This is a genomic window from Leifsonia sp. PARNA 1/14 (assembly GCF_055720965.1).
Genome location: NZ_JBVQSP010000004.1, coordinates 47,410 through 73,496 on the forward strand (window position 1 = coordinate 47,410; position 26,087 = coordinate 73,496).

Annotated in this window: 25 protein-coding genes and 1 riboswitch; of the genes, 9 read left to right on the forward strand and 16 right to left on the reverse strand. The window is 68.9% G+C overall.

Features of this window, described 5'->3' with window-relative positions; all coding sequences use genetic code 11:
- A complete protein-coding gene (locus AC0HS0_RS11870; protein WP_472964229.1) occupies positions 1-1,398 on the reverse strand; it encodes an MFS transporter in 1,398 nt (465 codons plus the stop codon).
- Positions 1,399-1,556: 158 nt separating this feature from the next.
- Here AC0HS0_RS11870 and AC0HS0_RS11875 point away from each other — a divergent pair, with 158 nt between their 5' ends.
- Positions 1,557-2,000: a DUF2269 family protein gene (locus tag AC0HS0_RS11875; protein WP_472964230.1), complete on the forward strand. Its 444-nt coding sequence runs from the start codon at positions 1,557-1,559 to the stop codon at positions 1,998-2,000.
- Between the two features lie 22 nt (positions 2,001-2,022).
- Here AC0HS0_RS11875 and ribH read toward each other — a convergent pair whose 3' ends face one another.
- The 5 genes from ribH to AC0HS0_RS11900 form a co-directional block, all read right to left on the reverse strand.
- Entirely contained in the window at positions 2,023-2,499 is a 477-nt protein-coding gene (gene ribH / locus AC0HS0_RS11880) for a 6,7-dimethyl-8-ribityllumazine synthase (RefSeq protein WP_472964231.1), read from the reverse strand.
- Positions 2,496-3,794, reverse strand: a complete 1,299-nt coding sequence (ribA, locus tag AC0HS0_RS11885; RefSeq protein WP_472964232.1) for a GTP cyclohydrolase II — start codon at positions 3,792-3,794, stop codon at positions 2,496-2,498. Before ribA ends, ribH begins: the two co-directional genes overlap by 4 nt.
- A complete protein-coding gene (locus AC0HS0_RS11890) occupies positions 3,791-4,438 on the reverse strand; it encodes a riboflavin synthase (RefSeq protein WP_472964233.1) in 648 nt (215 codons plus the stop codon). Before AC0HS0_RS11890 ends, ribA begins: the two co-directional genes overlap by 4 nt.
- 2 nt (positions 4,439-4,440) lie before the next feature.
- Positions 4,441-5,505 (reverse strand): bifunctional diaminohydroxyphosphoribosylaminopyrimidine deaminase/5-amino-6-(5-phosphoribosylamino)uracil reductase RibD, encoded by a 1,065-nt coding sequence (gene ribD / locus AC0HS0_RS11895; protein ID WP_472964234.1) that lies wholly within the window; start codon positions 5,503-5,505, stop codon positions 4,441-4,443.
- 94 nt (positions 5,506-5,599) lie between these two features.
- Positions 5,600-5,751, reverse strand: a riboswitch (FMN riboswitch).
- 72 nt (positions 5,752-5,823) lie between these two features.
- Positions 5,824-6,828, reverse strand: a complete 1,005-nt coding sequence (locus AC0HS0_RS11900) for a sugar-binding transcriptional regulator (RefSeq protein ID WP_472964235.1) — start codon at positions 6,826-6,828, stop codon at positions 5,824-5,826.
- 141 nt (positions 6,829-6,969) lie between these two features.
- On the opposite strand from AC0HS0_RS11900, the gene AC0HS0_RS11905 reads away from it, so the two are divergent.
- The 4 genes from AC0HS0_RS11905 (at position 6,970) to AC0HS0_RS11920 (ending at position 12,622) form a co-directional block, all read left to right on the forward strand.
- Positions 6,970-8,709: a glycerol-3-phosphate dehydrogenase/oxidase gene (locus AC0HS0_RS11905; RefSeq protein WP_472964236.1), complete on the forward strand. Its 1,740-nt coding sequence runs from the start codon at positions 6,970-6,972 to the stop codon at positions 8,707-8,709.
- Between the two features lie 175 nt (positions 8,710-8,884).
- On the forward strand, positions 8,885-9,616 hold the full coding sequence (locus tag AC0HS0_RS11910; RefSeq protein WP_472964237.1) for an MIP/aquaporin family protein: 732 nt from the start codon (positions 8,885-8,887) through the stop codon (positions 9,614-9,616).
- Positions 9,617-9,691: 75 nt separating this feature from the next.
- A complete protein-coding gene (glpK, locus tag AC0HS0_RS11915; RefSeq protein ID WP_472964238.1) occupies positions 9,692-11,206 on the forward strand; it encodes a glycerol kinase GlpK in 1,515 nt (504 codons plus the stop codon).
- A gap of 138 nt (positions 11,207-11,344) precedes the next feature.
- On the forward strand, positions 11,345-12,622 hold the full coding sequence (locus AC0HS0_RS11920; protein WP_472964239.1) for an LCP family protein: 1,278 nt from the start codon (positions 11,345-11,347) through the stop codon (positions 12,620-12,622).
- A 9-nt stretch (positions 12,623-12,631) separates the two neighbouring features.
- Here AC0HS0_RS11920 and AC0HS0_RS11925 read toward each other — a convergent pair whose 3' ends face one another.
- From AC0HS0_RS11925 to sdhC, 9 genes are all read right to left on the reverse strand, one after another.
- A complete protein-coding gene (locus AC0HS0_RS11925; protein WP_472964240.1) occupies positions 12,632-13,399 on the reverse strand; it encodes an HAD family hydrolase in 768 nt (255 codons plus the stop codon).
- Positions 13,396-13,998: a GNAT family N-acetyltransferase gene (locus AC0HS0_RS11930; protein ID WP_472964241.1), complete on the reverse strand. Its 603-nt coding sequence runs from the start codon at positions 13,996-13,998 to the stop codon at positions 13,396-13,398. Before AC0HS0_RS11930 ends, AC0HS0_RS11925 begins: the two co-directional genes overlap by 4 nt.
- The gene (gene trpS / locus AC0HS0_RS11935; protein WP_472964242.1) at positions 13,998-15,008 is read right to left on the reverse strand and encodes a tryptophan--tRNA ligase; all 1,011 of its coding nucleotides are present in this window, start codon (positions 15,006-15,008) and stop codon (positions 13,998-14,000) included. Before trpS ends, AC0HS0_RS11930 begins: the two co-directional genes overlap by 1 nt.
- A gap of 34 nt (positions 15,009-15,042) precedes the next feature.
- Positions 15,043-15,879 (reverse strand): exodeoxyribonuclease III, encoded by an 837-nt coding sequence (locus AC0HS0_RS11940; RefSeq protein WP_472964243.1) that lies wholly within the window; start codon positions 15,877-15,879, stop codon positions 15,043-15,045.
- A 9-nt stretch (positions 15,880-15,888) separates the two neighbouring features.
- On the reverse strand, positions 15,889-17,133 hold the full coding sequence (locus AC0HS0_RS11945) for a YihY/virulence factor BrkB family protein (RefSeq protein ID WP_472964244.1): 1,245 nt from the start codon (positions 17,131-17,133) through the stop codon (positions 15,889-15,891).
- Positions 17,134-17,254: 121 nt separating this feature from the next.
- Positions 17,255-18,016, reverse strand: a complete 762-nt coding sequence (locus AC0HS0_RS11950) for a succinate dehydrogenase iron-sulfur subunit (protein ID WP_472964245.1) — start codon at positions 18,014-18,016, stop codon at positions 17,255-17,257.
- Positions 18,016-19,818, reverse strand: coding sequence for a succinate dehydrogenase flavoprotein subunit (gene sdhA / locus AC0HS0_RS11955; protein ID WP_472964246.1), 1,803 nt, complete (start codon positions 19,816-19,818; stop codon positions 18,016-18,018). The genes AC0HS0_RS11950 and sdhA overlap by 1 nt, the downstream gene beginning before the upstream one ends.
- Before the next feature lie 23 nt (positions 19,819-19,841).
- Positions 19,842-20,285 carry a succinate dehydrogenase hydrophobic membrane anchor subunit gene (locus AC0HS0_RS11960; protein WP_472964247.1) on the reverse strand — a complete coding sequence of 148 codons (444 nt, stop codon included), beginning with the start codon at positions 20,283-20,285 and terminating at the stop codon, positions 19,842-19,844.
- Between the two features lies 1 nt (position 20,286).
- Complete coding sequence (sdhC, locus tag AC0HS0_RS11965; RefSeq protein WP_472964588.1) at positions 20,287-20,679, reverse strand: succinate dehydrogenase, cytochrome b556 subunit; 393 nt, start codon at positions 20,677-20,679, stop codon at positions 20,287-20,289.
- A 195-nt stretch (positions 20,680-20,874) separates the two neighbouring features.
- Between sdhC and AC0HS0_RS11970 the strand changes: the two genes are divergently transcribed.
- Positions 20,875-21,099: a hypothetical protein gene (locus AC0HS0_RS11970; RefSeq protein WP_472964248.1), complete on the forward strand. Its 225-nt coding sequence runs from the start codon at positions 20,875-20,877 to the stop codon at positions 21,097-21,099.
- A gap of 9 nt (positions 21,100-21,108) precedes the next feature.
- Here the strand turns inward: AC0HS0_RS11970 and AC0HS0_RS11975 are convergent, their stop codons facing one another.
- A complete protein-coding gene (locus tag AC0HS0_RS11975; protein WP_472964249.1) occupies positions 21,109-22,230 on the reverse strand; it encodes a mannose-1-phosphate guanylyltransferase in 1,122 nt (373 codons plus the stop codon).
- A gap of 74 nt (positions 22,231-22,304) precedes the next feature.
- On the opposite strand from AC0HS0_RS11975, the gene AC0HS0_RS11980 reads away from it, so the two are divergent.
- The 3 genes from AC0HS0_RS11980 to AC0HS0_RS11990 all read left to right on the forward strand — a co-directional run bounded on the left by AC0HS0_RS11980 (position 22,305) and on the right by AC0HS0_RS11990 (position 25,980).
- On the forward strand, positions 22,305-23,474 hold the full coding sequence (locus AC0HS0_RS11980; protein ID WP_472964250.1) for a glycosyltransferase family 4 protein: 1,170 nt from the start codon (positions 22,305-22,307) through the stop codon (positions 23,472-23,474).
- Positions 23,475-23,555: 81 nt separating this feature from the next.
- Complete coding sequence (locus AC0HS0_RS11985) at positions 23,556-24,689, forward strand: magnesium and cobalt transport protein CorA (protein WP_472964251.1); 1,134 nt, start codon at positions 23,556-23,558, stop codon at positions 24,687-24,689.
- A 208-nt stretch (positions 24,690-24,897) separates the two neighbouring features.
- Positions 24,898-25,980, forward strand: coding sequence for a BMP family lipoprotein (locus AC0HS0_RS11990; protein WP_472964252.1), 1,083 nt, complete (start codon positions 24,898-24,900; stop codon positions 25,978-25,980).
- Positions 25,981-26,087 lie beyond the last annotated feature (107 nt).

Below are 26,087 nucleotides of genomic sequence, written 5' to 3' on the forward strand. Positions count from 1 at the left end.
TCAGCTCACGTTGTCGGCGAAGTCGACGTCTCGCGTCTCCTTCGAGAGCAGGAGGGCGATGAGCGTGAGCACGCCGGCGAGCGACAGGTAGACGCCCACCCACACCGTGCTGCCCCCGCCGATCGTCCACAGCCAGACCGCGATCGTCGGCGCGACCGCCGCGCCGAGCACGCTCGACAGGTTGTAGGCGACCGCGGAGCCGGTGTAACGCACATTGGTCGGGAACAGCTCCGGCAGCTCCGCGCCCATGGGGCCGAACGTCAGGCCCATCAGGGTGAACCCGACGATGAGGAGCGCCATCGCGCCGACCGTCCCGCCCGCGAACAGCGGCACGAAGAGGAGGCCGAAGACGATGATCCCGATCGTCACCCAGATCAGCGTCTTGCGCCTCCCGAACCGCTCGGCGAGCGGACCCGCGACGAGCGTGAAGACGCCGAAGAACACGACACCGACGATGAGCATCACCAGGAACGCGTTGCGCGAGTAGCCGAGACCGGCGACGAACGCTCCGGGGTCGAAGGTCTTTCCGGCCTTCTCGGCCGCCGCCCGCGCGGCTTCCGGAGTCGCGGCGGCGGTGCCGTACGTGAGCGTGAACGCGGTCATCAGATAGAACAGCACGTAGGTCGCGAGCATGATGAACGTGCCGAGCACGATCTGCCGCCAGCTGGTGCGGAACACCCGCGCGATCGGCAGCTTGGCCACCTCGCCGGTGTCGACCACCTTCTGGAAGGCCGGGGTCTCCACCAGCTTGAGCCGCACGTAGAGGCCCACGATGACCAGCACCGCGCTCAGCAGGAACGGGATCCTCCAGCCCCAGGCGGAGAACTGGTCGGCGCTGATCGTGAGGCTCAGCACGAGGAACAGCAGGTTCGCCACGATGAAGCCGATCGGCGCGCCGAGCTGCGGGAACGTCCCGTAGATCGCGCGCTTGCCCTTCGGCGCGTTCTCGGTGGCGAGCAGCGCGGCGCCGCTCCACTCCCCGCCCAGGCCGAGGCCCTGGCAGAAGCGCATGACGACGAGGAGGAAGGGCGCCCAGAACTCCCAGCCGGGCACCTGCGCGGTCGGGAGGCAGCCGATCAGGACGGTGGCGATGCCCATCGTCAGCAGCGAGCCGACGAGGGTGCCCTTGCGGCCGAGGCGGTCGCCGAAGTGGCCGAACAGGATCGAGCCGACCGGACGGGCGATGAACGCGACGCCGAATACGGCGAACGACGAGAGCAGCGCGGTGGTCGGGTCCTCGTTGGTGAAGAACAGTGCGGGGAAGACCAGGACCGCAGCGGTGGCGTAGACGTAGAAGTCGTAGAACTCGATGGAGGTGCCGATGAGGCTGGCGAGGATGACACGGCCGCGCGTGTTGGCGGGCGCGGCGGAGGGGATGACGGAGGCCGTCGTGGACATGCGTGAAGAACTTCCGGTGACGTGACGAAGAGCCGCAGAGCGTGGGCGTCGGTCGGGCGTCGCGCGGGCGGTGGCAATGACGGGGGCGCTTGTGGCGCCCTTCCACCCTATGCGCCCGCAGTGAGTCGGCCGAATCGGGCGATCGCTAGGCTGAGGGCATGGAAACCCTCTTCGCCGTGCTGCATGTCGTGTCCGCCGTGTTCATCGTCGGGCCGATGGCCATCCTCCCGATGACGGCGATGCGCGCCGTCCGCGCCGGCAACGCCGGGCAGGTCGAGGTCCTGGCCAAGTCGACGAACCTGATCTCGCTGCTGTCGCTGCTCGTGGTGTTCTTCGGCTTCGGCGTGATGGGGCTGGCCGACAAGAAATACGACCTGTCGGTCACGACGCCGTGGATCCTGTGGTCGATCATCCTGTATGTCGTCGCGCTCGCGCTGACGCTGTTCCTGGTGGTGCCGACGATGCGCCGGGCCGCGGAGGCGATCCGCGGCGGCCAGGGCTCGGAGGCAGCGCCCTCGAAATACCCCGCCATCGCCGCCGGCTCGGGTGTCGCCAGCCTGCTGCTGGTCGCCGTGGTGGTGCTGATGGTCTGGAAGCCGTAGCCTCCAGACCACCAGCCGGGCCTCAGCCGCGCAGTTCGCGCAGCGCGACGGCCGTGGCGAGCGCCGCGTGCGCGGCCTCCTCGCCCTTGTCCTCCTTCGAGCCGGGGAGGCCGGCCCGGTCGATGCCCTGGGCCTCGTCGTCGAGCGTGAGCACGCCGAAGCCCACCGGCTTGCCGGTGTCGAGCGCGACGCGGGTCAGGCCGTCGGTCGCGGCCGCCGACACGTACTCGAAGTGCGGGGTTCCGCCGCGGATGATCACGCCGAGGGCGACCACCGCGTCGGCGCCGGCCTCGAGGGCCGCCTTGCTGACGACGGGGAGCTCGAAGCTGCCGGGAACCCGCACCAGTGAGTAGTCCGCCCCCGCGGCCTCCAGCGTCCTGGTCGCCCCGGCGATCAGGCCGTCGGCGATCAGCTCGTGCCAGGCGCCCGCGACGATCACGACCTTCAGTCCGCGGCCGTCCACGGCCTCCGTCGTCTTCGGGGCTCCCGCTCCGCTCATCGTGCTGTCCTCTCCGCTGCCACCGCAGCCGTGCCGTCCGACCCGTCGTCCGGGTCGATGTCGTCGATCACGTGACCCATGCGGTCGCGCTTGGTCTCCAGGTAGCCCTCGTTGAAGACGCCGACACCCACGACGAGCGGCACCCGCTCGTCGACGGCGATGCCGTGCTCCTCCAGCTGGCGCACCTTCTCGGGGTTGTTGGTCAGCAGTCGCACCGACTCGATCCCCAGGTCTTGCAGGATGGCCGTTGCCGCACCGTAGTCGCGGGCGTCGATCGGCAGGCCGAGTGCCAGGTTGGCGTCGAGAGTGTCGAGGCCGTCCTCCTGCAGCTTGTAGGCGCGCAGCTTGTTGATCAGGCCGATGCCCCGGCCCTCGTGGCCGCGCAGGTAGACGACGACGCCGCCCTCGCGCTGGATGGTGGCCAGCGCCGCGTCGAGCTGCGGCCCGCACTCGCATTTCAGCGAGCCGAACGCCTCACCGGTCAGGCACTCGGAGTGCACGCGCACGAGGGTGCCCTCGGCGCTCGGGTGGCCCGAGACGATGGCGACGTGGTCGGCGCCGGTCATGCGGTCGCGGTAGGCGCGCATCCGGAATGAGCCGTTGACCGTCGGCACCGTGGTCTCCACCTCGAAGATGACGCGCGACGACTCGGGGATCGGCGCGGGGGAGGCGAGCTGCTGGTCGCAGTGGAACTCCTGCAGGTACGCGATCAGCGCCTCGATGGTGATCACCAGGACGCCCTCGCGCTCGCCGAGCTCGAGCAGCCCGGGGAGCCGCATCATCTCGCCGTCGTCGGCGACGATCTCGGAGATCGCGCCGACCGGGGTGAGGCCGGCGAGCTTCAGGAGGTCCACCGCCGCCTCGGTGTGGCCGTCGCGCTCGCGCACCCCGCCGTCCACCGCGCGCAGCGGCAGGATGTGACCGGGCCGGTGCAGGCTCGCCGGGACGGACTCTGCGTCGGCGAGCACCCGCAGCGTGTGGGCGCGGTCGGCCGCGCTGATACCCGTCGAGAGCCGGTTCGCCGCATCGACGCTCACCGTGTAATTCGTTCCGCGGGCGTCCTCGTTGTTCGCGACCATCACCGGGAGCTCGAGGCGGTCGGCGATCTCGTTCGTCATCGGCGAACAGATGAAGCCGGACGAGTTCTTGACCGTCCAGGCGATCCACTCCTGGCTGGCGAGCTCGGCGGCGATGACCACGTCGCCCTCGTTCTCGCGGCTCTCGTTGTCGACCACGATGACGGGTCGCCCCGCTCGCAGCTCGGTGAGGGCCTCTGGGATGGTGGCGAGGGTCATGACGCACTCCGTTCTGTCAGCGTCTGCCGTTCGGTCAGCGACGGCTCCAGGGCGAGCATCCGCTCGACGTGCCGTGCCAGGATGTCGGTCTCGATGTTCACGCGGTCGCCGGGGACGCGGTCGCCCAGCGTGGTGGCGGTCAGCGTCTCCGGGATGAGCGACACCTCGAACCAGCCGTCCTCGCGTCCGCCGCCGACCTCGCTGACGGTGAGCGAGACGCCGTCGATCGCGATCGAGCCCTTGCGCGCGACCAGCGGCGCGTGCTCCGGGTCGAGGCTGAGCCGCACGACGCGCCACGCGCTGCCGTCCTCCACCGAGAGAACGGTCGCGGTGCCATCGATGTGGCCCTGCACGATGTGGCCGCCGAGCCGGTCGCCGACCTGCGCTGCGCGCTCGAGGTTCACACGGCGTCCGGGCTGGACGTCGTCGAGGGTGCTCATCGCGAGCGTCTCTGCCATCACGTCGGCGGTGAAGCTCTCGGCGTCCTGCCCGATCACGGTGAGGCAGACGCCGCTGACCGAGATGGAGTCGCCGTGTGCGGCGTCGCTGACCGCGAGAGGCCCGCGGACGGTGATCCTCGCGGCGTCCGCGACACGCTCGACGCCGGTGATCTCGCCCAGCTCTTCGATGATTCCGGTGAACACGGTCAGCCCTCCTGGTGGGTGGTGCCGCTCTGGTGAGCGGTCGTGGGGGTCGGGACGGGCACGGCCCGCAGGTACAGGTCGCCGCCGAGCCGTTCGACGTCGAGGATGCGCAGCCGCCGCTGATCGCCGATGGTCGCGACGCCGATGTCGCCGATCGCGAGGCGCGGGCCGCCGAGCAGCGACGGGGCGAGGTAGATGGCGTACTCGTCGACCAGGCCGGCCGCCACGAACGCGCTCACGAGCGTCGGGCCGCCCTCGACGTACACCCGACGGAAGCCGCGCTGGCGCAGATCGGCGACGACCTCGTGGAGGTCGTGCGTGCCTTCGAAGATCACGGGGTTGGGGTGGCGGAAGATCGCAGCGTCGTTGGGAACGGCGCGCGTGCCGACGACGACGGGGGTCGGTTGCGTCGCGAGCAGTTCGCCGGCGTCGCCGCGGGCGGTCAGGCTGGGGTCGTCGGCGAGCACGGTGCCGGTGCCGACGACGATCGCGTCGGAGGCCTCCCGCTGCTCGTGCACACGCTGGCGGGCGGCAGCGCCGGTGATCCAGCGACTGGTGCCGTCGGCGGCCGCAGCGCGTCCGTCGAGCGTGCTCGCCCACTTCACGGTGATGTAGGGGCGGCCGAGTCGCGCGGCGGTGAGCCAGTCGTCGAGGAACGCCTCGGCCTCGTCGGCGAGCACGCCTCCCGTCACGGCGACGCCGGCCTCCCGGAGCCGGTCGGCCCCGCCGGATGAGTGACGCCCGGGGTCGGCGACCGCGTAGACGACCTGCGCGACGCCCGCCGCGATGAGCGCCTCCGAGCAGGGGCCGGTGAGCCCCCAGTGGTTGCACGGTTCGAGAGTGACGACGGCGGTTGCTCCGTGGGCCGCGCCCTCGGGCAGGGCGCTGAGCGCGTCGACCTCGGCGTGCGCCGTGCCTGCTCCGCGGTGGAAGCCCTCGGCGATCGTGCGCCCCTCGGCGTCGAGGATGACGCATCCGACCCGGGGGTTCACGCCCGTGGCCGGGCCGCCCTCGGCGAGGCGGAGCGCCGTGCGCATCGCCGCATCCCATTCTCCAGTCCGGGTCATCCGGGCGTCGTCCTGTCTCTCATGCCGTGAGACGTGATGCCGGGGTCGCTGGAGCGGAACGCTCGCATTCGCTCGCGGCCGTCGCCGACCGCAAGACGTGCGCCTCCCATCCGGACTGAGCGCCCAGGCTCTCGCCTGCACGCATTACCGTCGGTGCCGGAATTCCACCGGCTCAGCAGGAGGCTGGGCCTCCCGCTCGCGGACTCTCACCGCCGGTTCGGACTCTCACCGACCCCGGAGCACGTTTTTCTGTTGTCGAGTCTAGATCAACGCGTACTGCTGCGCTCTATTCCCGACGCTCTGTGACGCCTTCGGCGATCAGGCGGCGTCGGCCACGGGCTCCTGCGGCTCGACGAGGTCGACCAGGGCGCGCGCGGTGCCCTCGTCCACGATCAGGTCGGTGATGAGCCCGGCGGCCAGGGCGCCGCGCAGACTGTGCACCTTCGACGGACCCGACACGATGCACACGCGCCGCGGCACCCGCTTGATCAGGTCGATGTCCGGCCCGCTGGCCCGCTCGTTCAGCGGGATGCCGTGGTGGCTGCCGTCCGCGCGGAAGAACACCGTGGCGACGTCGCCGACGACACCCGATTCGTCCAGGGAGGCGTAGTCGGCCGTGTCGAGGTAGCCGCCGGCGTACACGTGCGAGCGCACCTCCGAGAAGGGGGAGCCGAGCCCGAAGATCGCGACGTCCATGCGCTCCTGGATGTCGAGGATGCGGCGGGTGCTGCGCTCGCGCCACATCGCCACCTTCGTCTGCGGGTCGTCGAAGAGCGCGGGAACGGGGAACTCCTGGATGGTCCCGGAGTAGGTGTCGCCGAACCGCCGCAGGATCTCGGAGGCGTAGAGCACGCCGGTGGTGTACGTGTTGCCCGCTCCGTTGAGCTGCACGAACTCGACGTTGTGCAGGTCCTTGGGGATGAGGTGGCGGCTCAGGGCGCTCATCGTCGACCCCCAGGCGATGCCCACGGTGGTGTTGGAGTCGATGAAGCGGTCGAGAATCCGTGCAGCCGAGATGGCGACTCGCTCGAGCCGGTCGACGTCGCTGATGGCGGTCGGCATGGGCACGATGTGTGCGCCGATGCCGTATCGGGAGTGCAGCTCCTGCTGAACGCGGGTGGCGCCTTCGTGGGGCTGGGCGATCTGGATCGTGACCAGCCCGGAGGCCCGGGCGTAGGAGAGAAGCCGGGAGACGCTGGACCGCGAGGTGTGCATCTCGTGCGCGATGGCCTCCATCGTCAGGTCCTGCATGTAATACAGGTGCCCGGCCTTGAGCGCGTCGCGGACCTTCTCGGGGAGGTTCTGGGTGTCTGACTCGGGCATCGGGTGCTCGCCTTCTCGGGTACTCCGTCTTTTGGGATGACAGGGCGCTGCACGTATGTGCATTCGGCTTGATCGAAGTTGTACCGGCATCGAAGACTATAGCTGCACCTACAGCCGTACAGAAGAAACCAGGAGTCCGAAGTGACGACGAAGTCGAACACCCGCGCCGAGATCCAGCTGCTGCGCGAGCGCCCCAATGCCCAGGTCGTCATCGTCGGTGGCGGCATCAACGGCCTCGGCACCTTCCGCGACCTCGCTCTGCAGGGCGTCGACGTCGTGCTCGTCGAGCGCAGCGACTTCGTCTCCGGCGCCTCTGCCGCCTCCAGCCACATGATCCACGGCGGCATCCGCTACCTCGAGAACGGCGAGTTCCGTCTCGTGAAGGAGTCGGTGACCGAGCGCAACGGCCTGCTGAAGATCGCGCCGCACTACGTCAAGCCGCTGCAGACCACCATCCCGATCTACTCGACCTTCTCGGGCATCCTCGCCGCTCCGTTGCGCTTCCTCACCCACAAGCAGGGCAAGCCGAAGGAGCGCGGCGCCTTCCTCATCAAGACCGGCCTCACGATCTACGACGCATTCTCGCGCGACGGCGGCTCGGTCCCGCGGCACAGCTTCCACGGGCGCAAGCGCTCGCTGGAGGAGCTGCCGCAGCTCAACCCGGGCCTCAAGTACACGGCCACCTACTTCGACGCCTCCGTGCACGACCCGGAGCGGCTCGCGCTCGACGTGCTCGCCGATGGCCTCGCCGCCGGCCCGCACGCCCGTGCCGCCAATTATCTGGAGGCCGTCGGCGCCCGCGACGGCGGCGTGCTGGTGCGCGACCGCGAGACCGGCGAGGAGTTCACCATCGCCGCCGATGTCGTGGTCAACGCCTCCGGGCCGTGGACCGATCTCACCAACGCCGCGCTCGGCGAGACCACCCGCTACATGGGCGGCACCAAGGGGTCGCACATCGTGCTCGACAATCCCGAACTGCTCGAAGCCTGCCGCGGCCGCGAGATGTTCTTCGAGAACAACGACGGCCGCATCGTCCTCATCTACCCGCTCAAGGGCCGCGTCATGGTCGGCACGACCGACCTCGAGGCCGACATGTCGGTGCCCGCGGTCATCACCGAGGACGAGATCGACTATTTCATCGAACTGGTCTCGCACGTTTTCCCAACGATCCCGGTGACCCGCGAGCAGATCGTCTACAGCTTCTCCGGCGTCCGTCCGCTGCCGCACCACGACGACACCGCACCCGGCTTCGTATCGCGTGACTACCGTATCGTGCCCGGCACGGTGCCCGGGCTCGGCAGCACGACCGTGCTCAGCCTGGTCGGCGGCAAGTGGACCACGTTCCGCGCCCTCAGCGAGCACCTCGCGAACGAGGCTCTGGAGGCGCTGGGCATGACCCGCACGGTGCAGACGCTCGGCCTCCCGATCGGTGGCGGCGCCGGCTTCCCGACGACGCAGCAGGCCGAGCGCGACTGGATCGCCCGATACGGCGCAGATGTCGGCGCCGAGCGGGCGGCTGTGCTGCTGAACCGCTACGGCACGAAGGCGACCTTCGTCATCGACGCCATCGCGGGCTGGGACGGCGACGACGCGCCGCTGGCGGCCGCACCGTCGTACTCCCGTGCCGAGATCGACCACCTCGTCCGCGCCGAGCACGTCGCCCACCTCTCGGACGTCTTCCTGCGCCGCACCAGCCTCGCCTTCACCGGTGCGATCTCGGTCGCCCTGATCCACGAGATCGGCGAAATCGTCGCAAACGCCCTCGGATGGTCGCCAAATCGTCGGTCGGAGGAGGAAGATGCGTTCCAAGCGGAACTGGCAGCCGCCCACCGGGTGAACCTGGAGTCGGGGGACGGGAGCGAAGCCGCGGCGCTCCGATAATGCACGAACGTGCATAACACGGTCCTTGCCCGGGTGGGCCTTACGGCAATAGCGTTCAATGGCCCACCCTGTGAGGACACTCAACGCACAACAGGGTGCGGGTCAACTGAACAATTGGAAGGTCAACGTGGACAATATCGGTATTGATTTCCTGTCAGAGTTGTGCGGAACCGCAATGCTGGTGCTTCTCGGTACTGGTGTGGTCGCGAACGTCGCCCTCATCAAGAACAAGGGCTTCAACGGCGGGTTCCTGATGGTGAACATCGGCTGGGGCATCGCGGTGTTCTCCGGCGTGGTGGTCGCCTACAACTCCGGTGCGCACCTCAACCCGGCGGTGACGCTCGGTCTGGTGGCGAACGGGGCCAAGGCGTTCGGCAGCGCTGCCGCGCACACACTGGTCCCGGTCAACTTCGTGACAGTGATCCTGTACATTCTGGCTCAACTGGTCGGTGCCATCATCGGCGCCGTGCTGACGTTCCTGGCGTACAAGAAGCACTTCGACGAGGAGCCGGACCCGGGCAACAAGCTCGGCGTCTTCTCCACCGGTCCTGCCATCCGCAGCTACGCCTGGAACCTGGTCACCGAGATCATCGGCACCTTCGTGCTGGTCTTCGTCGTGATCGCCTTCGGCCACCAGCCCGGAGCAGCGGCCGGGCTCGCCGCGCTCGGCGCACTGCCCGTCGCCCTCCTGGTGATCGGCATCGGCGCCAGCCTCGGTGGTCCGACCGGCTACGCCATCAACCCGGCTCGTGACCTCGGCCCGCGCATCGCACACGCGTTCCTGCCGATCAAGGGCAAGGGATCCAGCGACTGGTCCTACTCGTGGGTCCCCGTGGTCGGGCCGATCATCGGTGGCCTGCTCGCCGGCTGGCTCGCACTGCTGCTGCTTCCGATCCTCACCAAGTAACACCCGGGGGCCGGCCGGGGGAGACCCCGACCGGCCCTCTTCAGTCCCACCCCCAAAGAACAAAGGAGTTACCTTATGGCCGACTACGTCGTCGCTATCGACCAGGGCACCACGAGCACCCGGGCGATCATCTTCGACAAGTCCGGGTCGATCGTCTCGACTGGACAGCTGGAGCACGAGCAGATCTTCCCCAAGGCCGGGTGGGTCGAGCACGACCCGAAGGAGATCTGGAACAACACCCGCGAGGTCATCGGGCAGGCGCTGTCGAAGGCCGACTTGACCCGCCACGACATCGCGGCGGTGGGTATCACCAACCAGCGCGAGACCGCGGTGGTGTGGGACAAGAACACCGGAGAGCCCGTCTACAACGCCATCGTCTGGCAAGACACCCGCACCCAGCCGATCGTCGACCGCCTCGCCGCGGACGGCGGAGTGGAGCGGTTCAAGCAGGTCGTCGGCCTCCCGCTGGCCACCTACTTCTCCGGCACCAAGATCGCCTGGATCCTCGAGAACGTGGAGGGCGCCCGCGAGCGCGCCGACCGCGGTGAGCTGCTCTTCGGCAACACCGACGCGTGGGTGCTCTGGAACCTGACCGGCGGACCCGACGGCGGTGTGCACGCCACCGACGTGACCAACGCCTCGCGCACCATGTTCATGGACCTCGAGACGCTCACCTGGCGCGACGACATCCTCGAGGCGTTCGGCGTCCCGAAGTCGATGCTCCCGGAGATCAAGAGCTCCTCCGAGGTGTACGGCACGGTCGAGTCGTCGAGCCTGCTGCGCGAGGTGCCCGTCGCGGGCATCCTCGGTGACCAGCAGGCCGCCACGTTCGGCCAGGCCGCGTTCGACACGGGCGAGTCCAAGAACACCTACGGCACCGGCAACTTCCTCATCTTCAACACGGGTGAGGAGATCGTCCACTCCAAGAACGGCCTCCTGACGACGCTCGGCTACAAGCTGGGCGATGCCAAGCCGCACTACGCCCTGGAGGGCTCGATCGCCGTCACCGGATCGCTGGTGCAGTGGCTGCGCGACAACCTCGGCATCATCTCCAGCGCCCCCGAGATCGAGGACCTGGCGAAGACCGTCGAAGACAACGGCGGCGCGTACTTCGTGCCGGCGTTCTCCGGGCTGTTCGCGCCGTACTGGCGGGCGGACGCGCGAGGCGCCCTCGTGGGCCTCACGCGCTACGTCAACAAGGGTCACATCGCCCGTGCGGTGCTGGAGGCCACGGCCTTCCAGACCCGCGAGGTGCTGGACGCGGTCAACGCCGACTCCGGTGTCGAGCTGTCCGAGCTGAAGGTGGACGGCGGAATGATCGCCAACAACACCCTCATGCAGTTCCAGGCCGACATCCTGGGCGTCCCGGTCGTGCGGCCGGTCGTCGCGGAGACGACGGCGCTCGGCGCCGCCTACGCCGCGGGCCTCGCCGTCGGCTTCTGGAGCGACCTCGACGACCTGCGCAAGAACTGGCAGGAGGACCGCCGCTGGACGCCGGACATGGACGCCGCCGAGCGCGACCGACAGCTGCGCCTGTGGAAGAAGGCCGTCACGAAGACGTTCGACTGGGTCGACGACGACGTGAAGTAGTCTCCACGCAGTTCCACCGAGCGCCGTCCGGCTTCCGCCGGGCGGCGCTCGTGCGTGCTGCGGTTCCGGTGTCCGTGCCTTCCGGTTTCCTCATCCGTGGAAAAGGATTCGCAAAGAATGATCGTTTAGCGTGCCCGTATGAGGCATTCTTCCGTCGTGCGGCCGGTCCCGGTGCGGCACGGCCGGCTCCCCGTGCGCCGTGCGCGCGGTCCGCTGGCGCGGCTGCTCGCCTCCACCGTCGCCGTTCTGCTGCTCGCCGTCGGCGGCGTCGCCGCGTACGCGGTGCAGGACACGGTGCGCTCCCTCAAGCCGGCCATCCACCTCGTGTCGGCGTCCGGCAAGTCCGTCACACCGCCCACCGTCGGCGCCGAGTCGGGGGAGGTCAACATCCTGCTCGCCGGCACGGACACACGCACGGATCAGGGCGGTCAGTTCTCGACGTCCGAGGAGCTCGCCGGCAGCTCGGGCGCGGGCAACAACGACGTCACGATGGTCCTGCACCTCTCGGCCGATCACCAGCACGCGACCGTGATCAGCATCCCGCGCGACCTGATGGTGCCGATCCCGTCCTGCCCGACGTCGGGAGGCGGTTCCACGTCCGCCCAGGACAGCGCGCAGTTCAACACCACGCTGTCGACGGGAGGTCTTTCGTGCGTCGTGCTGACGGCGGAGGCGCTCACCGGCCTCAGCATCCCGTACGCCGCAGAGATCAGCTTCGACGGCGTCGTCGCGATGTCCAACGCGGTGGGAGGCGTGCCGGTGTGCCTCGCGACGCCGCTCACCGATCCCTACGTGGGACTGAACCTGCCCGCCGGGCAGCAGACGCTCGTCGGCTCGCAGGCCCTCGCCTTCGTGCGCAGCCGTCACGGCGTCGGCGACGGCAGCGACCTGGGCCGGATCAGCAACCAGCAGCTCTTCCTGTCGTCATTGCTGCGCACGGTGACCAGCGCGGGCGTGCTGACGAACCCGCTGACCCTCTACACCCTGGCGAAGGCCGCGACCTCAAACCTGACCCTGTCGGACACGCTGGACTCCCCGACGACGATGGTCTCGATCGGCCTGGCGCTGAAGAGCGTGCCGCTCAGCGACTTCGTCTTCGTGCAGTACCCGTCGATGACCGACCCGGGCGACAGCAATCGCGTCGTGCCGGAACCGACCGGCGTCGACGCCCTCAAGCAGGCGCTGACGACGGACACGCCCGTCGTGCTCACGGGCACGACCGGCTCCGGCACGGAGTCGGCGACGCCGGCACCGACGGCGACGCCCGGCCCGACCGCGACCTCCGCCCCGACCGCGACCCCCGGCGGGAGCACCGCGGCCGGTTCCACGCCGGCCCCGACTTCGTCGGCGGTCAGCCTCCCGACGGACGTCACCGGCCAGACCGCCGCGCAGCAGACCTGCACGAAGGGCAACTGAGCCGCGTCGTCAGCTCGGCGTACTCTGCCGGCTCCCGAGCGAGCGATTCCCGAGCGCAGCAGGCAGGTCGTCGAGGGAGGTGAGCTCGATCACGCCGACGGCGGTGGCTTCGGCGGCGTCGTCGGCCGACGGCACGTCGCCGCGACGGTTCAGCCAGACGCCGGTCAGACCGGCACGCGCGGCGCCGATGGCGTCCGTGCGCAGCCGGTCGCCCACGTACACCGCCTCGTCGGGGAGCACCCCGAACGCGGAGCATCCCTCCTCGAAGATGCGGGCGTCCGGCTTGGCCACGCCCACCTCGCCCGAGGCGATCAGGTGCTCCATCCGCGCGTCGAGGCCGACCGCCTCGACTTTGCGGCGCTGGAACGCCAGGTCGCCGTTCGTGATGAGGCCGAACCGCACGCCAGGGATCGCCGCCTCGAGCGCGTCGAGGCAGCGGAGAGCGTCGTGGTGCAGCGACCAGGCGGCGACGTAGTGCTCGAAGTAGTCGGAGAACCACGCGCTGGCCTCCGTGTCGCCGAGTACGACCCCGTGCCGTGCGGCGAAGTCGCGCGCCCGCGCCTGTCGCTGGCCTTCGAAGTCCAGGCGACCGGCGAGGTAGGAGTGGTAGTGCTGCTCCTCCAGGTCGTGCCAGAGCGCGACCAGGTCGACGGCCGCCATCGTGCCGTACGGCTCGCCGAGCTGGGCGGCGTAATGCTGGATGCCCGTCGAGACCGCGGCCCGGTGTGCGAACAGCGTGTCGTCGAGGTCGAAGAGCACGACCCGGGTTCGCGTCACACCGGCACCTGCACCGAGGTGAAGGCCGGCCAGTCGGTCCGCGCCTCGCGCGGATCGGCCGCGAGCAGAGCCGCCTGCCAGTCGTCGCGACGAACGCCGCGGTGCGCGACGCCCAGCCGGGCTACGCCCTCCCATTGGAAGCCGGCGCGGCGGGCGACCGCCGCGCTCGCGGCGTTTCCGGCGAAGGCGTGCCACACGATCCGCTCGAGCCCCAGTCCCTCGGGAGGCGCGGCGAAGCCGAAGTCGAGCACCAACTGCACCGCTGCCGTCATCCAGCCGCGGCCCCGCGCCCCCGCGGACAGCCAGAACCCGATCTCGCCTTCGCCGTCGTCGATGTGGTGCAGGCCGATCATGCCGTAGAGCACGTCCGTCGAGGCCTCGCGGAGGGCCCACGTGCACTCTCGGCCGCTGGTCCACCCGTCGGGGACGACACGCGTGACGAAGCCCTCGGCGTGCGTCCGTTCGTACGGGGTGGGCACAGTGGTCCAGGCGGCGACGTCCGGATCGCGGCAGAGCTCTGCGATGCGGTCGATGTCGCCGGCTCCGGGCGCCGACAGGATCAGCGGCCCACCGGCCAGCTCCCTCGGCGCCCCGGGCATCAGCGTGTCCGCCGCAGCAGGCCGACTGCGTTGTACGCCTTGGCCAGCGTGCGCTCGGCCACCTCTTCTGCGCGCGCGGCGTTGCCGGCGAGGATGCGGTCGAGCTCCGCCGGGTCGGAGAGCAGGTCGAGCGCGCGCTCGCGCACCGGGCCGAACGTCTCGACCACGACCTCCACGAGACCCTTCTTGAAGTCGCCGTAGCCCTTGCCGTCGTAGTCGAGCTCGATGTCCTCCACCGACCGGCCGGTGAGCGCCGAGTAGATGCTGAGCAGGTTGGAGATGCCCGGCTTGCCCGCGCGATCGAACGACACCACCCCGTCGGTGTCGGTGACGGCGCGCATGATCTTCTTGCGGGTCACGTCGGGCTCGTCGAGCAGCCAGACGATCCCGGCTCCCGACTCGGCCGACTTGGACATCTTCGACTCCGGGTTCTGGAGGTCGTAGACGCGCGCGCCGTCCTTGAGGATCATCGCCTGCGGCACGACGAAGGTCTCGCCGAAGCGGCTGTTGAAGCGCTCGGCCAGGTCGCGCGTCAGCTCGACGTGCTGGCGCTGGTCGTCGCCGACCGGTACCACCTCCGCGTCGTACAGGAGGATGTCGGCGGCCATCAGTACCGGATAGGCGAAGAGCCCGACCGAGGTGGCGTCGCTGCCCTGCTTGGCCGATTTGTCTTTGAACTGCGTCATGCGCGACGCCTCGCCGAACCCGGTGATCGTGTTGAGCACCCACGCCAGCTGGGCGTGCGCCGGCACGTGCGACTGCACGTACAGGGTGGAGGCCGAGGGGTCGATGCCGGCGGCGATGTACTGCGCGGCCGTGCGGCGGGTCTTCTCGCGCAGCTCCGCGGGGTCTTGCGCGACGGTGATCGCGTGCAGGTCTACGACCGAGAAGAACGCGTCGTGGCTGCTCTGCAGGTCTTTCCACTGCAGGAGCGCGCCGATGTAGTTGCCGAGGTGGAGGGAGTCCGCCGACGGCTGCATGCCGGAGTAGAGGCGGGGAAGTGTGCTCATCATCAGTGCTTTCAGTCAGAAGGAGGGCGGGCGCTCAGATGGCGTAGTCGACGACCACGGGGGTGTGATCGGACCATCGCTCGTCGTAGGCCGCCGCGCGGTCGACGGCGTAGCTCTTCACCGTCGCCGCGAGCGCAGGGGAGGCCAGCTGATAGTCGATGCGCCAGCCGGTGTCGTTGTCGAACGCCTGCCCGCGCCACGACCACCAGGTGTAGGGGCCGTCGACCTCGCCGGCCGCCTTGCGCCCCACGTCGACCCAGCCGAGACCGGCGCCGTCGTTGTAACGCGCATCGCCCTCGGCGCCGAGGATGCGGTCGAAGTAGGAGCGCTCCTCCGGCAGGAACCCGGCCTTCTTGACGTTGCCCTTCCAGTTGCGGATGTCGAGCGTGCGGTGCCCGACGTTGAGGTCGCCCATGACGACCGCCAGCGGGTTGTGCTTCTGCAGCGCGGGCAGTCGCGCCTCCATCGCGTCGAGGAAGGTGTACTTGGCGTCCTGCTTCTCGGTGCCGGCCTCGCCGGAGTGCACGTAGGCGCTGACCACCGTGACGATCTTCGAACCGATCTCGTAGTCGGCCTCGAGCCAGCGGCCGGCGCTGTCGAACTCCGCCGCGCCGAGCTCGACCCGGTGGATGTGCGCCCGGTGCCGGCTGGCGATCGCGACGCCCGCGCGCCCCTTGGCGGTCGCGGGGTCGTGCACGATGTCCCACTCGTCGCCGAGGAGAGCCTGGAGGTCTTCGGTCGACGCGCGTACCTCTTGCAGCGCGAGGATGTCGACGTCGCGCGTCTCGAGCCACGAGCCCATACCCTTGCGGAAGGCGGCACGGATGCCGTTGACGTTGACCGTCGCGATGCGCAGGGGTTTCGAGGGCATGCCTCCAGCCTACCGGCGCGCGCCGACGCTGCTCTCGTCGAGCAGATCGTTGAGCCGGTGCTCGGCCTTCTCGACCCGGCGCTGGGCCGGCAGCCGGGCGAGGAACTTCCGTTTCGCCAGGTCGGCCCTGGCCGACTGCAGCTCCGCCTTGGCCACGAGCACGCGTGCCTCATACTCCGCGGCGGCCCGCTCGGCGGCCGCCTGCTCCGGCGTGACCATCCGCGGGGAGAGGCCGCTGTCGAACATCCCGACCGCGATCCACGACGCCGACAGCAGAATCACCCGGGAGACGAGGTTGAACCAGAGCAACAGACCGACGAACACGGCGAAGGAGGCCAGCAGCGGGTTCTTCGTCGCGGCGCCGAGGAACAGGCCGCCCAACGCGCTCAGGCCGGCCAGTATCAGGGAGCCGAGCAGCACGCCGAAGAAGAGGTTCCGCCAGGGGATGGCGACGCGCGCCATGACGCGGAACATCACGCCGAGCGTGAAGATGTTCAGGATCACCGACACCAGGAGGCCGGAGAAGCGGGTCACCGCGGTCGTCCAGAACGAGTCGGAGCTGAGACCCGCCAGGTCGAGCAGGAAGGTGAGGGCCTGGGTGCTGAGGATGGTGAGCAGCGCCGAGATGATCAGCACCAGCCCGAAGCCGAGCGCGAGGAAGAGATCCCGGAACTTCTGGAGCACGTAGTTGGTGGTGTCGCGGCTCAGTCCGAAGACCGCCCGCACGGCCTGCCGGGTGTAGTAGAGCCAGCCGATGGCGGTCCAGAGCAGACCGATCGCGGCGATGATGCCGTACCAGCCGAAGCCCGTGGCCGCCTCCAACTGATCGGAGCTGATCGCGCCCACCGACGTCGAGGTCGAGATCAGGCCCGGCACCGCGCGGTTGATGATCTGGACGAGTGCATGGAACACCTGCGGATTGCCGCTCAGCCAGATGCTCGCGGCGGAGAAGCCGAGCCAGATCGCGGCGAAGATCGCGAACAGCGACTGGAAGCCCATGCCGGCTGCACGCAGGTTGCCGTCGGAGTGCGAATAGTTGATGTAGACGCGGTAGGGCCGCAGATGCTGGACCCATTTGGCCCACCGCGACACTCGGGCCACGGGCCGCTCGAGGCGCTCCTTGAGCGGCTCGGCGGCCTCCAGGATGCGGTCGCGCAGCGTCTCCTCCGGCTCGACCGTGCCCTCGGCGCGCTGGAGCGCCGGATCCGGTTGCGCGCTCCCGGCGGGGTCCGGGCGCGGGGACTTCTTGGCCACGCCTACACCCTAGCGATCGCGGTATTCACCCGGCGCTACAAGGATCGAGGGGCACGTCGTTGTCACTTCTCGGGAGGAGAAGCGACAACGACGTGCCCCTCGGACGCTTCTGGAGGAGCGGTCAGCGCTTCCCGCGCATGATGGCCTGCTTGACCTCGGCGATCGCCTGCGTCACCTGGATGCCACGGGGGCACGCGTCGGTGCAGTTGAAGGTCGTGCGGCAGCGCCACACGCCCTCCTTGTCGTTGAGGATGTCGAGGCGCACCTGCGAGTTGTCGTCGCGCGAGTCGAAGATGAAGCGGTGCGCATTGACGATCGCAGCCGGGCCGAAGTACTGGCCGTCGGTCCAGAAGACCGGGCAGGACGACGTGCACGCGGCGCAGAGGATGCACTTGGTGGTGTCGTCGAAGCGGGCGCGGTCGGCGACCGACTGCACGCGCTCCTTGCCCTTCTCCGGAGTCGAGTTGGCGACCAGGAACGGCTGGACCTCGCGGTAGCTCGCGAAGAACGGCTCCATGTCGACGATCAGGTCCTTCTCGAGCGGGAGGCCCTTGATCGCCTCGACGTAGATCGGCTTGGAGATGTCCAGGTCTTTGATCAGCGTCTTGCAGGCGAGCCGGTTGCGGCCGTTGATGCGCATCGCGTCGGAGCCGCAGATGCCGTGGGCGCACGAGCGGCGGAAGGTCAGCGAGCCGTCCTGCTCCCACTTGATCTTGTGCAGCGCGTCGAGGATGCGGTCGGTGGGGAAGAGCTCGACGTCGAAGTCCTGCCAGCGCGGCTCCGTGTCGACATCCGGGTCGAACCGGCGGATGATGAGCGTCACGGTGAACGACTGGATCGGGGCCTCGGGGGCCGGGGGAGTCTCGAGCACGGCGCTGGACATCAGTACTTCCTCTCCATCGGCTGGTAGCGGGTCACGACGACCGGCTTCCAATCGAGCGTGATGTGGTCTGCCGCGTCGGCGGAGTGCGGGTCGCCGGTGAGGTAGGCCATCGTGTGCTGCATGTAGTTCTCGTCGTCGCGCTTCGGGAAGTCGTCGCGCATGTGACCGCCGCGGGACTCCTTGCGGTTGCGGGCCGAGAAGACGACCACCTCGGCGAGGTCGAGCAGGAAGCCCAGCTCGACGGCCTCCAGGAGGTCGGTGTTGAAGCGCTTGCCCTTGTCTTGCACGACGATGTTCTTGTAGCGCTCGCGCAGGGCGTGGATGGTGCCCGTCACCTTCTCGAGCGACTCGTCGGTGCGGAACACCTGGGCGTTCTTGTCCATCTCGTCCTGCAGCTCCTTGCGGATCGCGGCGATCCGCTCGGTGCCGGTGCCGCTGCGCAGGCCGTCGATCATGCCGCGCACGAAGGCCGCGGGGTCTTCGGGCAGCGGGACGGCCGTGGCCGTCTTGACGTACTCGACCGCGTTGTTGCCTGCGCGCTTGCCGAACACGTTGATGTCGAGCAGCGAGTTGGTGCCGAGACGGTTGGAGCCGTGCACCGAGACGCACGCGCACTCGCCGGCGGCATACAGGCCGGGGACGACGGTGGTGTTGTCGCGCAGCACCTCGGCGTTGTTGTTGGTCGGGATGCCGCCCATCGCGTAGTGCGCCGTCGGCATGACCGGCACCGGCTCGACGACCGGATCGACGCCCAGGTAGGTGCGGGCGAACTCGGTGATGTCGGGGAGTTTGGTCTCCAGGACCTCCGCGCCGAGGTGGGTGCAGTCGAGGAGCACGTAGTCCTTGTGCGGGCCGGCGCCGCGACCCTCCGCGACCTCCTGCACCATGCAGCGGGCGACGATGTCACGCGGTGCGAGGTCTTTGATCGTGGGGGCGTAGCGCTCCATGAACCGCTCGCCGGAGGCGTTGCGGAGGATGGCGCCCTCGCCTCGGGCGCCCTCGGTCAGGAGGATGCCGAGGCCGGCGAGGCCGGTCGGGTGGAACTGGAAGAACTCCATGTCCTCCAGCGGCAGTCGCTTGCGCCAGATGATGCCGACGCCGTCGCCCGTGAGCGTGTGGGCGTTGGAGGTCGTCTTGAAGATCTTGCCGAAGCCGCCGGTCGCGAAGATGATCGCCTTCGAGTGGAAGACGTGCAGCTCGCCGGTCGCCAGTTCGTAGGCCACGACTCCCGCGGGCTGCTCGACGCCTTCGACCTCGTTCATGATCACGTCGAGGACGTAGAACTCGTTGAAGAAGTTGATGCCGAGCTTGACGCAGTTCTGGAACAGCGTCTGCAGGATCATGTGGCCGGTGCGGTCGGCCGCGTAGCAGGCGCGGCGCACGGGCGCCTTGCCGTGGTCGCGGGTGTGGCCGCCGAACCGGCGCTGGTCGATCTTGCCCTCGGGCGTGCGGTTGAACGGCAGGCCCATGTTCTCGAGGTCGATGACCGCGTCGATGGCCTCCTTGGCGAGGATCTCGGCGGCGTCCTGGTCGACGAGGTAGTCGCCGCCCTTGACGGTGTCGAAGGTGTGCCACTCCCAGCTGTCCTCCTCGACGTTCGCGAGCGCCGCGGCCATGCCGCCCTGCGCCGCGCCCGTGTGCGAGCGGGTGGGGTAGAGCTTCGAGATCACCGCCGTCTTCGCGTGCGGGCCGGCCTCGATGGCGGCGCGCATGCCGGCGCCGCCGGCGCCGACGATGACGATGTCGAACTCGTGATAGTGGACGCCGTCGATGACGGTGGATTCAGTGGTTTCAGTTGTCACAGCTCTTGTTTTCCGTCACTCAGTCACTTGGCCGGGCAGAACGAAGGCAGGTCGGCCGCGTGGGCGCCCGCCGGGCACGGGTCGAAGGTGAAGATCACGAGCGTGCCGAGCACGACGAGCACCACGACCGCCGCGGCGATCGCCCACTTGAGGATGCGGTTCACCGTGCGGTTGTGCGCGTAGTCGTTGACCAGCGTGCGCATGCCGTTGCCGCCGTGGATGAGCGCGAGCCAGAGCATGAGCAGGTCCCAGACCTGCCAGAACGGCGTCGCGTACTTGCCGGCGACGAAGGCGAAGTCGATCTGCTTGACGCCGTCGCCCAGGACGAGGTTGATCAGCAGGTGGCCGAAGATCAGGATGACCAGCAGCACGCCGGAGGCGCGCATGTAGATCCAGCCCCACTTCTCCCAATTGACGCCCTTGCGGGCCGGGCGGGCCGGCGTGCGCGGAGCCTCGATGGTCGTCACGTCAGTTCACCTCCGAGAAGATGTGGATGAGCTGGGTCGGCACGAAACCGGCCATCAGCACGACCCAGAGCGCGATGACGATCCAGAACATGACCTTCTGGTACTTGACGCCCTTGCTCCAGAAGTCGATCAGGATGATCCGGATGCCGTTGAAGGCGTGGAAGATTATCGCTGCGACCAGCGCCATCTCGCCGAATCCCATGATCGGGTTCTTGTAGGTGCCGATCACCGCGTTGTACGCCTCCGGGCTGACCCGGATGAGCGAGGTGTCGAGGATGTGGACGAGGAGGAAGAAGAAGATGGCGACGCCGGTGATGCGATGCAGCACCCACGACCACATGCCTTCCCGGCCGCGGTACAGCGTGCCGCCCGGCCTCGATGTCGTCGGTTGCAGGGTCCCTGCCGCTTGCTCTGGCACGAACAACCCTCCCTGGTTGCGATCGCTGAAAGAAGGCGCACGAAGCGCGTGGCAAGTCTATGCCGGGTACCGGTTCCGCGCTGCTTAGGGTGCCCTTGGTTATCTCGACGTCGAGATAACTCCGGGCGCGAACCGCTTGACCGGGCGGGTGCGCGGCGTACCGTCCGCCCTATGACGCAGGACGAACCGATCATGGACGGCAGCCTGGAGGCCGGGCGTGGCGAGAAGATCGCCGGCATCGTCGAGCAGATGCGCGCCGACATGCAGCTGCTGCCCTTGGAGGACAGCGAGCGGGCGCTCCGTCAGCGCCTCGACGACGCGGGGATTCAGCTCAGCGACGAGGAGATCTCCCGCATCGCGCGGGACGTGCAGAGCGGCCCTTCCGTCGTCGACTGACGAACGCGTTCAGAGCACGTCCGTCGACCCGGAGACCTTGAGTGCGTCGACCACCGACTTGACGCGCTGCGCGTTGTCCGTGGTCGTCACCAGCAGCGCGTCGGGCGTGTCGACGATCACGATGTCCTTCACCCCGATGAGGCTGATGACCCGCTTCGTCTGACTGACGACGATGCCGCTGGAAGCGTCGGCGAGCACGCGCGCGTCGGCGCCGAGGATCGCGAGGTCGGTGGTGCGGCCTCCCGAGTTGAGCTTGGAGAGGGAGGCGAAGTCGCCGACGTCGTCCCAGTCGAAGTAGCCGGGGATGACGGCGAGCCGGCCGGCCGCGGCCGCGGGCTCGGCGACAGCGTAGTCGATGGCGATCTTCTCGAGGTTCGGCCAGATGCGGTCGACGGCGGGCCCGCGCGTCGCGGGGTCGTCCCAGGCCGCCGCCAGCTCGAGCAGCCCGGCCAGCAGCTCCGGCTTCGACCGCCCGATCTCCTCGAGCAGCCGGTCGGCCCGTGCGATGAACATGCCGGCGTTCCACAGGTACGAGTCGCTGTCGAGGTAGCGCTCGGCCGTCGCGAGGTCGGGCTTCTCGACGAAGGAGTCGACGGCGAGGGCACTCGGGGCGCCGTTCACGGTGAGCGCGCCGCCGCAGTGGATGTAGCCGAAGCCGATCGCCGGCTCGGTGGGCTTGATGCCGATGGTGGTGATGTAGCCCTCGTCGGCGGCCGCGACGGCCTCCTTCACAGTGACGCCGAAGAGCCGCTGATTGCGGATGACGTGGTCGGCCGCGAACGATCCGACGATCACCCCGGGCTCGCGGCGCTCCAGGATCGCCGCCGCCAGACCGATCGCCGCGGTGGAGTCACGTGGCTCCGACTCCAGGACGACGTTGGCGTCGGCCAGCGTCGGCAGCTGCGCCTCCACGGCGGCGCGGTGCGCCCGTCCGGTGACGACCATGATGCGCTGCTCGCCCGAAATCGGCGAGAGCCGGTCCCAGGTGTCGCGCAGCAGCGTGTGGCCGGAGCCCGTGAGGTCGTGAAGGAACTTCGGGGCGTCCGCGCGGGACAGCGGCCACAGCCGGGAGCCGATCCCGCCGGCCGGGATGATGCTGTAGAACCGGTCGAGCGCGCCACGAGTCGTCATGGCGCAAGGATACCGAGCGGTTCTGGTCACCTCCTGTTCACAGGCGGGACATTCCGGCCGCCGACACTGGAGCCATGCGGGTCGCCGTCGTCAGCGAGAGCTTCCTCCCCACAGTGAACGGGGTGACCACCAGCGTCCTCCGGGTGCTCGATCATCTGGCCGAGCACGGCCACGAGGCGATCGTCATCTGCCCGGAGGCAGGGGCACCCGACGAGTATGCGGGCTTCCGCATCCACCAGGTGCCCTCCATCGCCTACCGGCAGTTCCCGGTCGGCCTCCCGAGCCCGCAAGTGCAGCGCATCCTGGCGCGATTCGGACCGGACGTGCTGCACGCGGCATCTCCGTTCTTCCTCGGCGCGCAGGCGATCGCCGCGGCCAACCGCGTGGGCGTGCCCTCCGTCGCCATCTACCAGACGGACGTCGCCGGGTTCGCGCGCCGTAACGGCCTCGGGATGACGGCGGCCATCGCGTGGAAGTACGTGCGCTGGGTGCACGAGGGGGCCGACGTGACCCTGGTGCCGTCGTCGGCCAGCGAGTACGACCTCCGCCAGGCCGGGGTGCGCAGACTGGCGCGCTGGGGCCGCGGGGTGGACCTCGAGCGGTACCACCCCAACAACCGGCGCCTGTCCGCCGCGGTCGAGCTGCGCGAGCGGCTCTCTCCCGACGGGGAGATCGTGATCGGATACGTCGGCCGGATCGCGCCGGAGAAGCAGGTGGAGCGGCTGCGCGTCCTCAAGGGCCTTCCCGGCGTGTCGGTGGCGATCGTCGGCGACGGGCCGGCGCGGGAGGCCGTCGAGCGACAACTGCACGGTGTGCCGACGACCTGGCTGGGCCGACTCGGGGGAGCGGACCTGGGGGCCGCATACGCCGCGTTCGACGCGTTCGTGCACACCGGCTCGGAGGAGACTTTCGGTCAGACTGTGCAGGAGGCGCACGCCTCCGGTCTGCCCGTGATCGCGCCGCGGGCGGGCGGCCCGATCGACCTCGTCGAGCACGGCGTCGACGGCCTGCTCTTTCCGCCGTCGGACGACCGTGCCCTCCGGGCAGCGGTCGCGATGCTCGCCACGGATGCCCCGCTGCGCCTGCGGATGGGGGAGGCCGGCCGTCGCCGAGTGCTCGGGCGGGGCTGGAATGTGCTCTGCTCCGAACTGATCGGGCACTACGAGCGCGTCATCCTCGACGCCTGCACCGACGCGGGGCGCCCGGACGTCCAGCCGGCGAGCGGGCAGCGCGCGTACAGTTAGGTGGCTCCATCGCCCGGTGGCCTCGGTCGCGCGGGTGTCGAAGGGCCGCCTGACGTATCCGCACGCACCAGGAGGTGAATCATGGCGAACCTGAACCGTCGCGGCATCCCGATGCCCTTCGTGTCCCGATCCCGGAGGGTCGATCCCCCCAGTTCGCCGGATCCGGTGCTGACGGAGCGGCGCCCCGCCACCCGCAACAGCATGGTGGACAGCGCGATCTACGCCGACGGTGTGCGCGTGGCCTCCCCGCACACCCTGGCCGAGACCTACCGCGCCCTCGACAACACGCCGGGCGGTGTCGCGTGGATCGGGCTGTACCGGCCGAGCGAGCAGGAGCTGATGTCGCTGGCGCAGGAGTTCAGCCTCCACCCGCTCGCCATCGAAGACGCGATCGTCGCGCACCAGCGGCCCAAGCTGGAGCGCTACGACTCCGTGCTGTTCGTGGTGCTCAAGGCGGCGAACTACTTGGACGTGCCCGAGGAGGTCGACTTCGGCGAGCTCCACCTGTTCGTCGGCCCGAACTTCGTCATCACCGTGCGTCACAGCGAGTCGCCCGATCTGTCGACGGTGCGACACCGGATGGAGCGCGAGCGCGACCTGCTCGCCCTCGGTCCGCAAGCCATCCTGTACGCCATCATCGACGCGGTCGTCGACGCCTACAGCCCGGTCGTCGCGGGTCTCGCCAACGACATCGACGAGATCGAGACCCAGGTGTTCGGTGGGGACGCTCTGGTCTCCCGACGCATCTACGAGCTCTCGCGGGAGGTCATCGACTTCCAGCGGGCGACGCACCCGCTGTCGTCGGTCATGGTCGCGCTCGAGCGCGGCTCGGCCAAGTACGGCGTGGCCGAGGAGCTGGAACGCCGCCTCCGCGACGTCGCCGACCACCTCACGCTCGTCAACGAGCGGGTGGACGGGTTCCGCTACCTGCTCCGCGACATCCTCACGGTGAACTCGACGCTCGTCTCCGAACGCCAGAACGAGGAGATGACGCGGCTCGCGCATTCGACGCACCGGCAGGGCGAAGAAGTCAAGAAGATCTCCTCCTGGGCGGCGATCCTCTTTGCCCCGACGCTCATCGCGGGCATCTACGGAATGAACTTCACGCATATGCCCGAGCTGGAATGGCCGCTCGGCTATCCGCTGGCCGTGCTGGCGATGGTGGGGCTGAGCACCCTGCTGTACGTGGTGTTCAAGAAGCGCGGGTGGATGTAAAGGAGGGTCTGCTCCCGTTCGAGGGACGTCCTCCGAGCGCTACCGTCGGCACCTGCTCAAATGAGCAGGTGCCAACGGCGCGCGCGTTTGTAACGCTTGCATGAAGAAGCCGGATTTTCGATCAGAGCCGTTCGTCACATTCGGTAACGTGCAATGCATACAGTGGCCCGCCGGCACCAGCGGTGGGCCTGCATCTTGGAGGACAACCTTGACAATCACAGCCCGTAAGGCCGGCCTCGTCGGTCTCGCGGTGACCGGCGTCGTCGCGCTGCTCGCCGCCTGTTCGGCTGCCCCGTCGGACAACTCGTCCACGGCGGCCGCGAACAGCAAGTTCCTGCCCTGCATGGTCTCCGACTCCGGCGGATTCGACGACCACTCGTTCAACCAGCTCGGCTACGAGGGCCTCCAGCAGGCCGCCGGCACCCTCGGCGTCAAGTACAACAAGGCCGAGTCGAAGAGCGAGAACGACTTCGCCCCGAACATCCAGAGCATGGTCGACGCGAACTGCAACCTCGTCGTCACCGTCGGCTTCCTGCTCGCCGACGCGACCAAGAAGGCCGCGGCCGCGAACCCCGACGTGAACTTCGCGATCATCGACGACAGCTCGATCACCGCCAAGAACGTCAAGCCGATCATCTTCGACACCGCCCAGGCGGCGTTCCTCGCCGGCTACTCGGCCGCGAGCTACTCGAAGACCGGCATCGTCGGCACCTTCGGCGGCATGCAGATCCCGACCGTCACCATCTTCATGGACGGCTTCGCCGACGGCGTGAAGTACTACAACGACCAGAAGGGCAAGTCGGTCAAGGTCGTCGGCTGGGACGTCGACAAGCAGAACGGCTCCTTCACCGGTGGCTTCGACGCCAACGAGACGGCGAAGAACACCGCTCAGGGCATCATCGACCAGAACGCCGACGTCATCATGCCCGTCGGTGGCCCGATCTACCAGTCGGCCGCGCAGGCCATCCGCGACTCGGGCAAGCCGATCGCGATGATCGGTGTCGACGCCGACGTCTACCAGTCCGACCCGACCGTGAAGGACCTGCTCCTCACCTCGGTCATGAAGGGCATGAAGCCGGCCACCAACGACGTGGTCACCCAGGCCGCCAAGGGCAAGTTCGACAGCACGCCGTACGTCGGCACGCTGAAGAACGAGGGCGTCGGCCTCGCTCCGTTCCACGACTTCGCCTCGAAGGTGGACTCGGGCCTCCAGGGCGAGCTCGACAAGATCAAGGCCGGCATCATCGACGGCTCGATCAAGGTCACCTCGCCTTCGTCGCCGAAGCAGTAACCGGCTACGACAGCACTCGACGGGGAGGTCAGCGCAGCGCTGGCCTCCCCGTCGCACGTCCGGACCTCGCCCGCGGCGGACCTTGTCCCGAACGCTCGTTTGAGCAC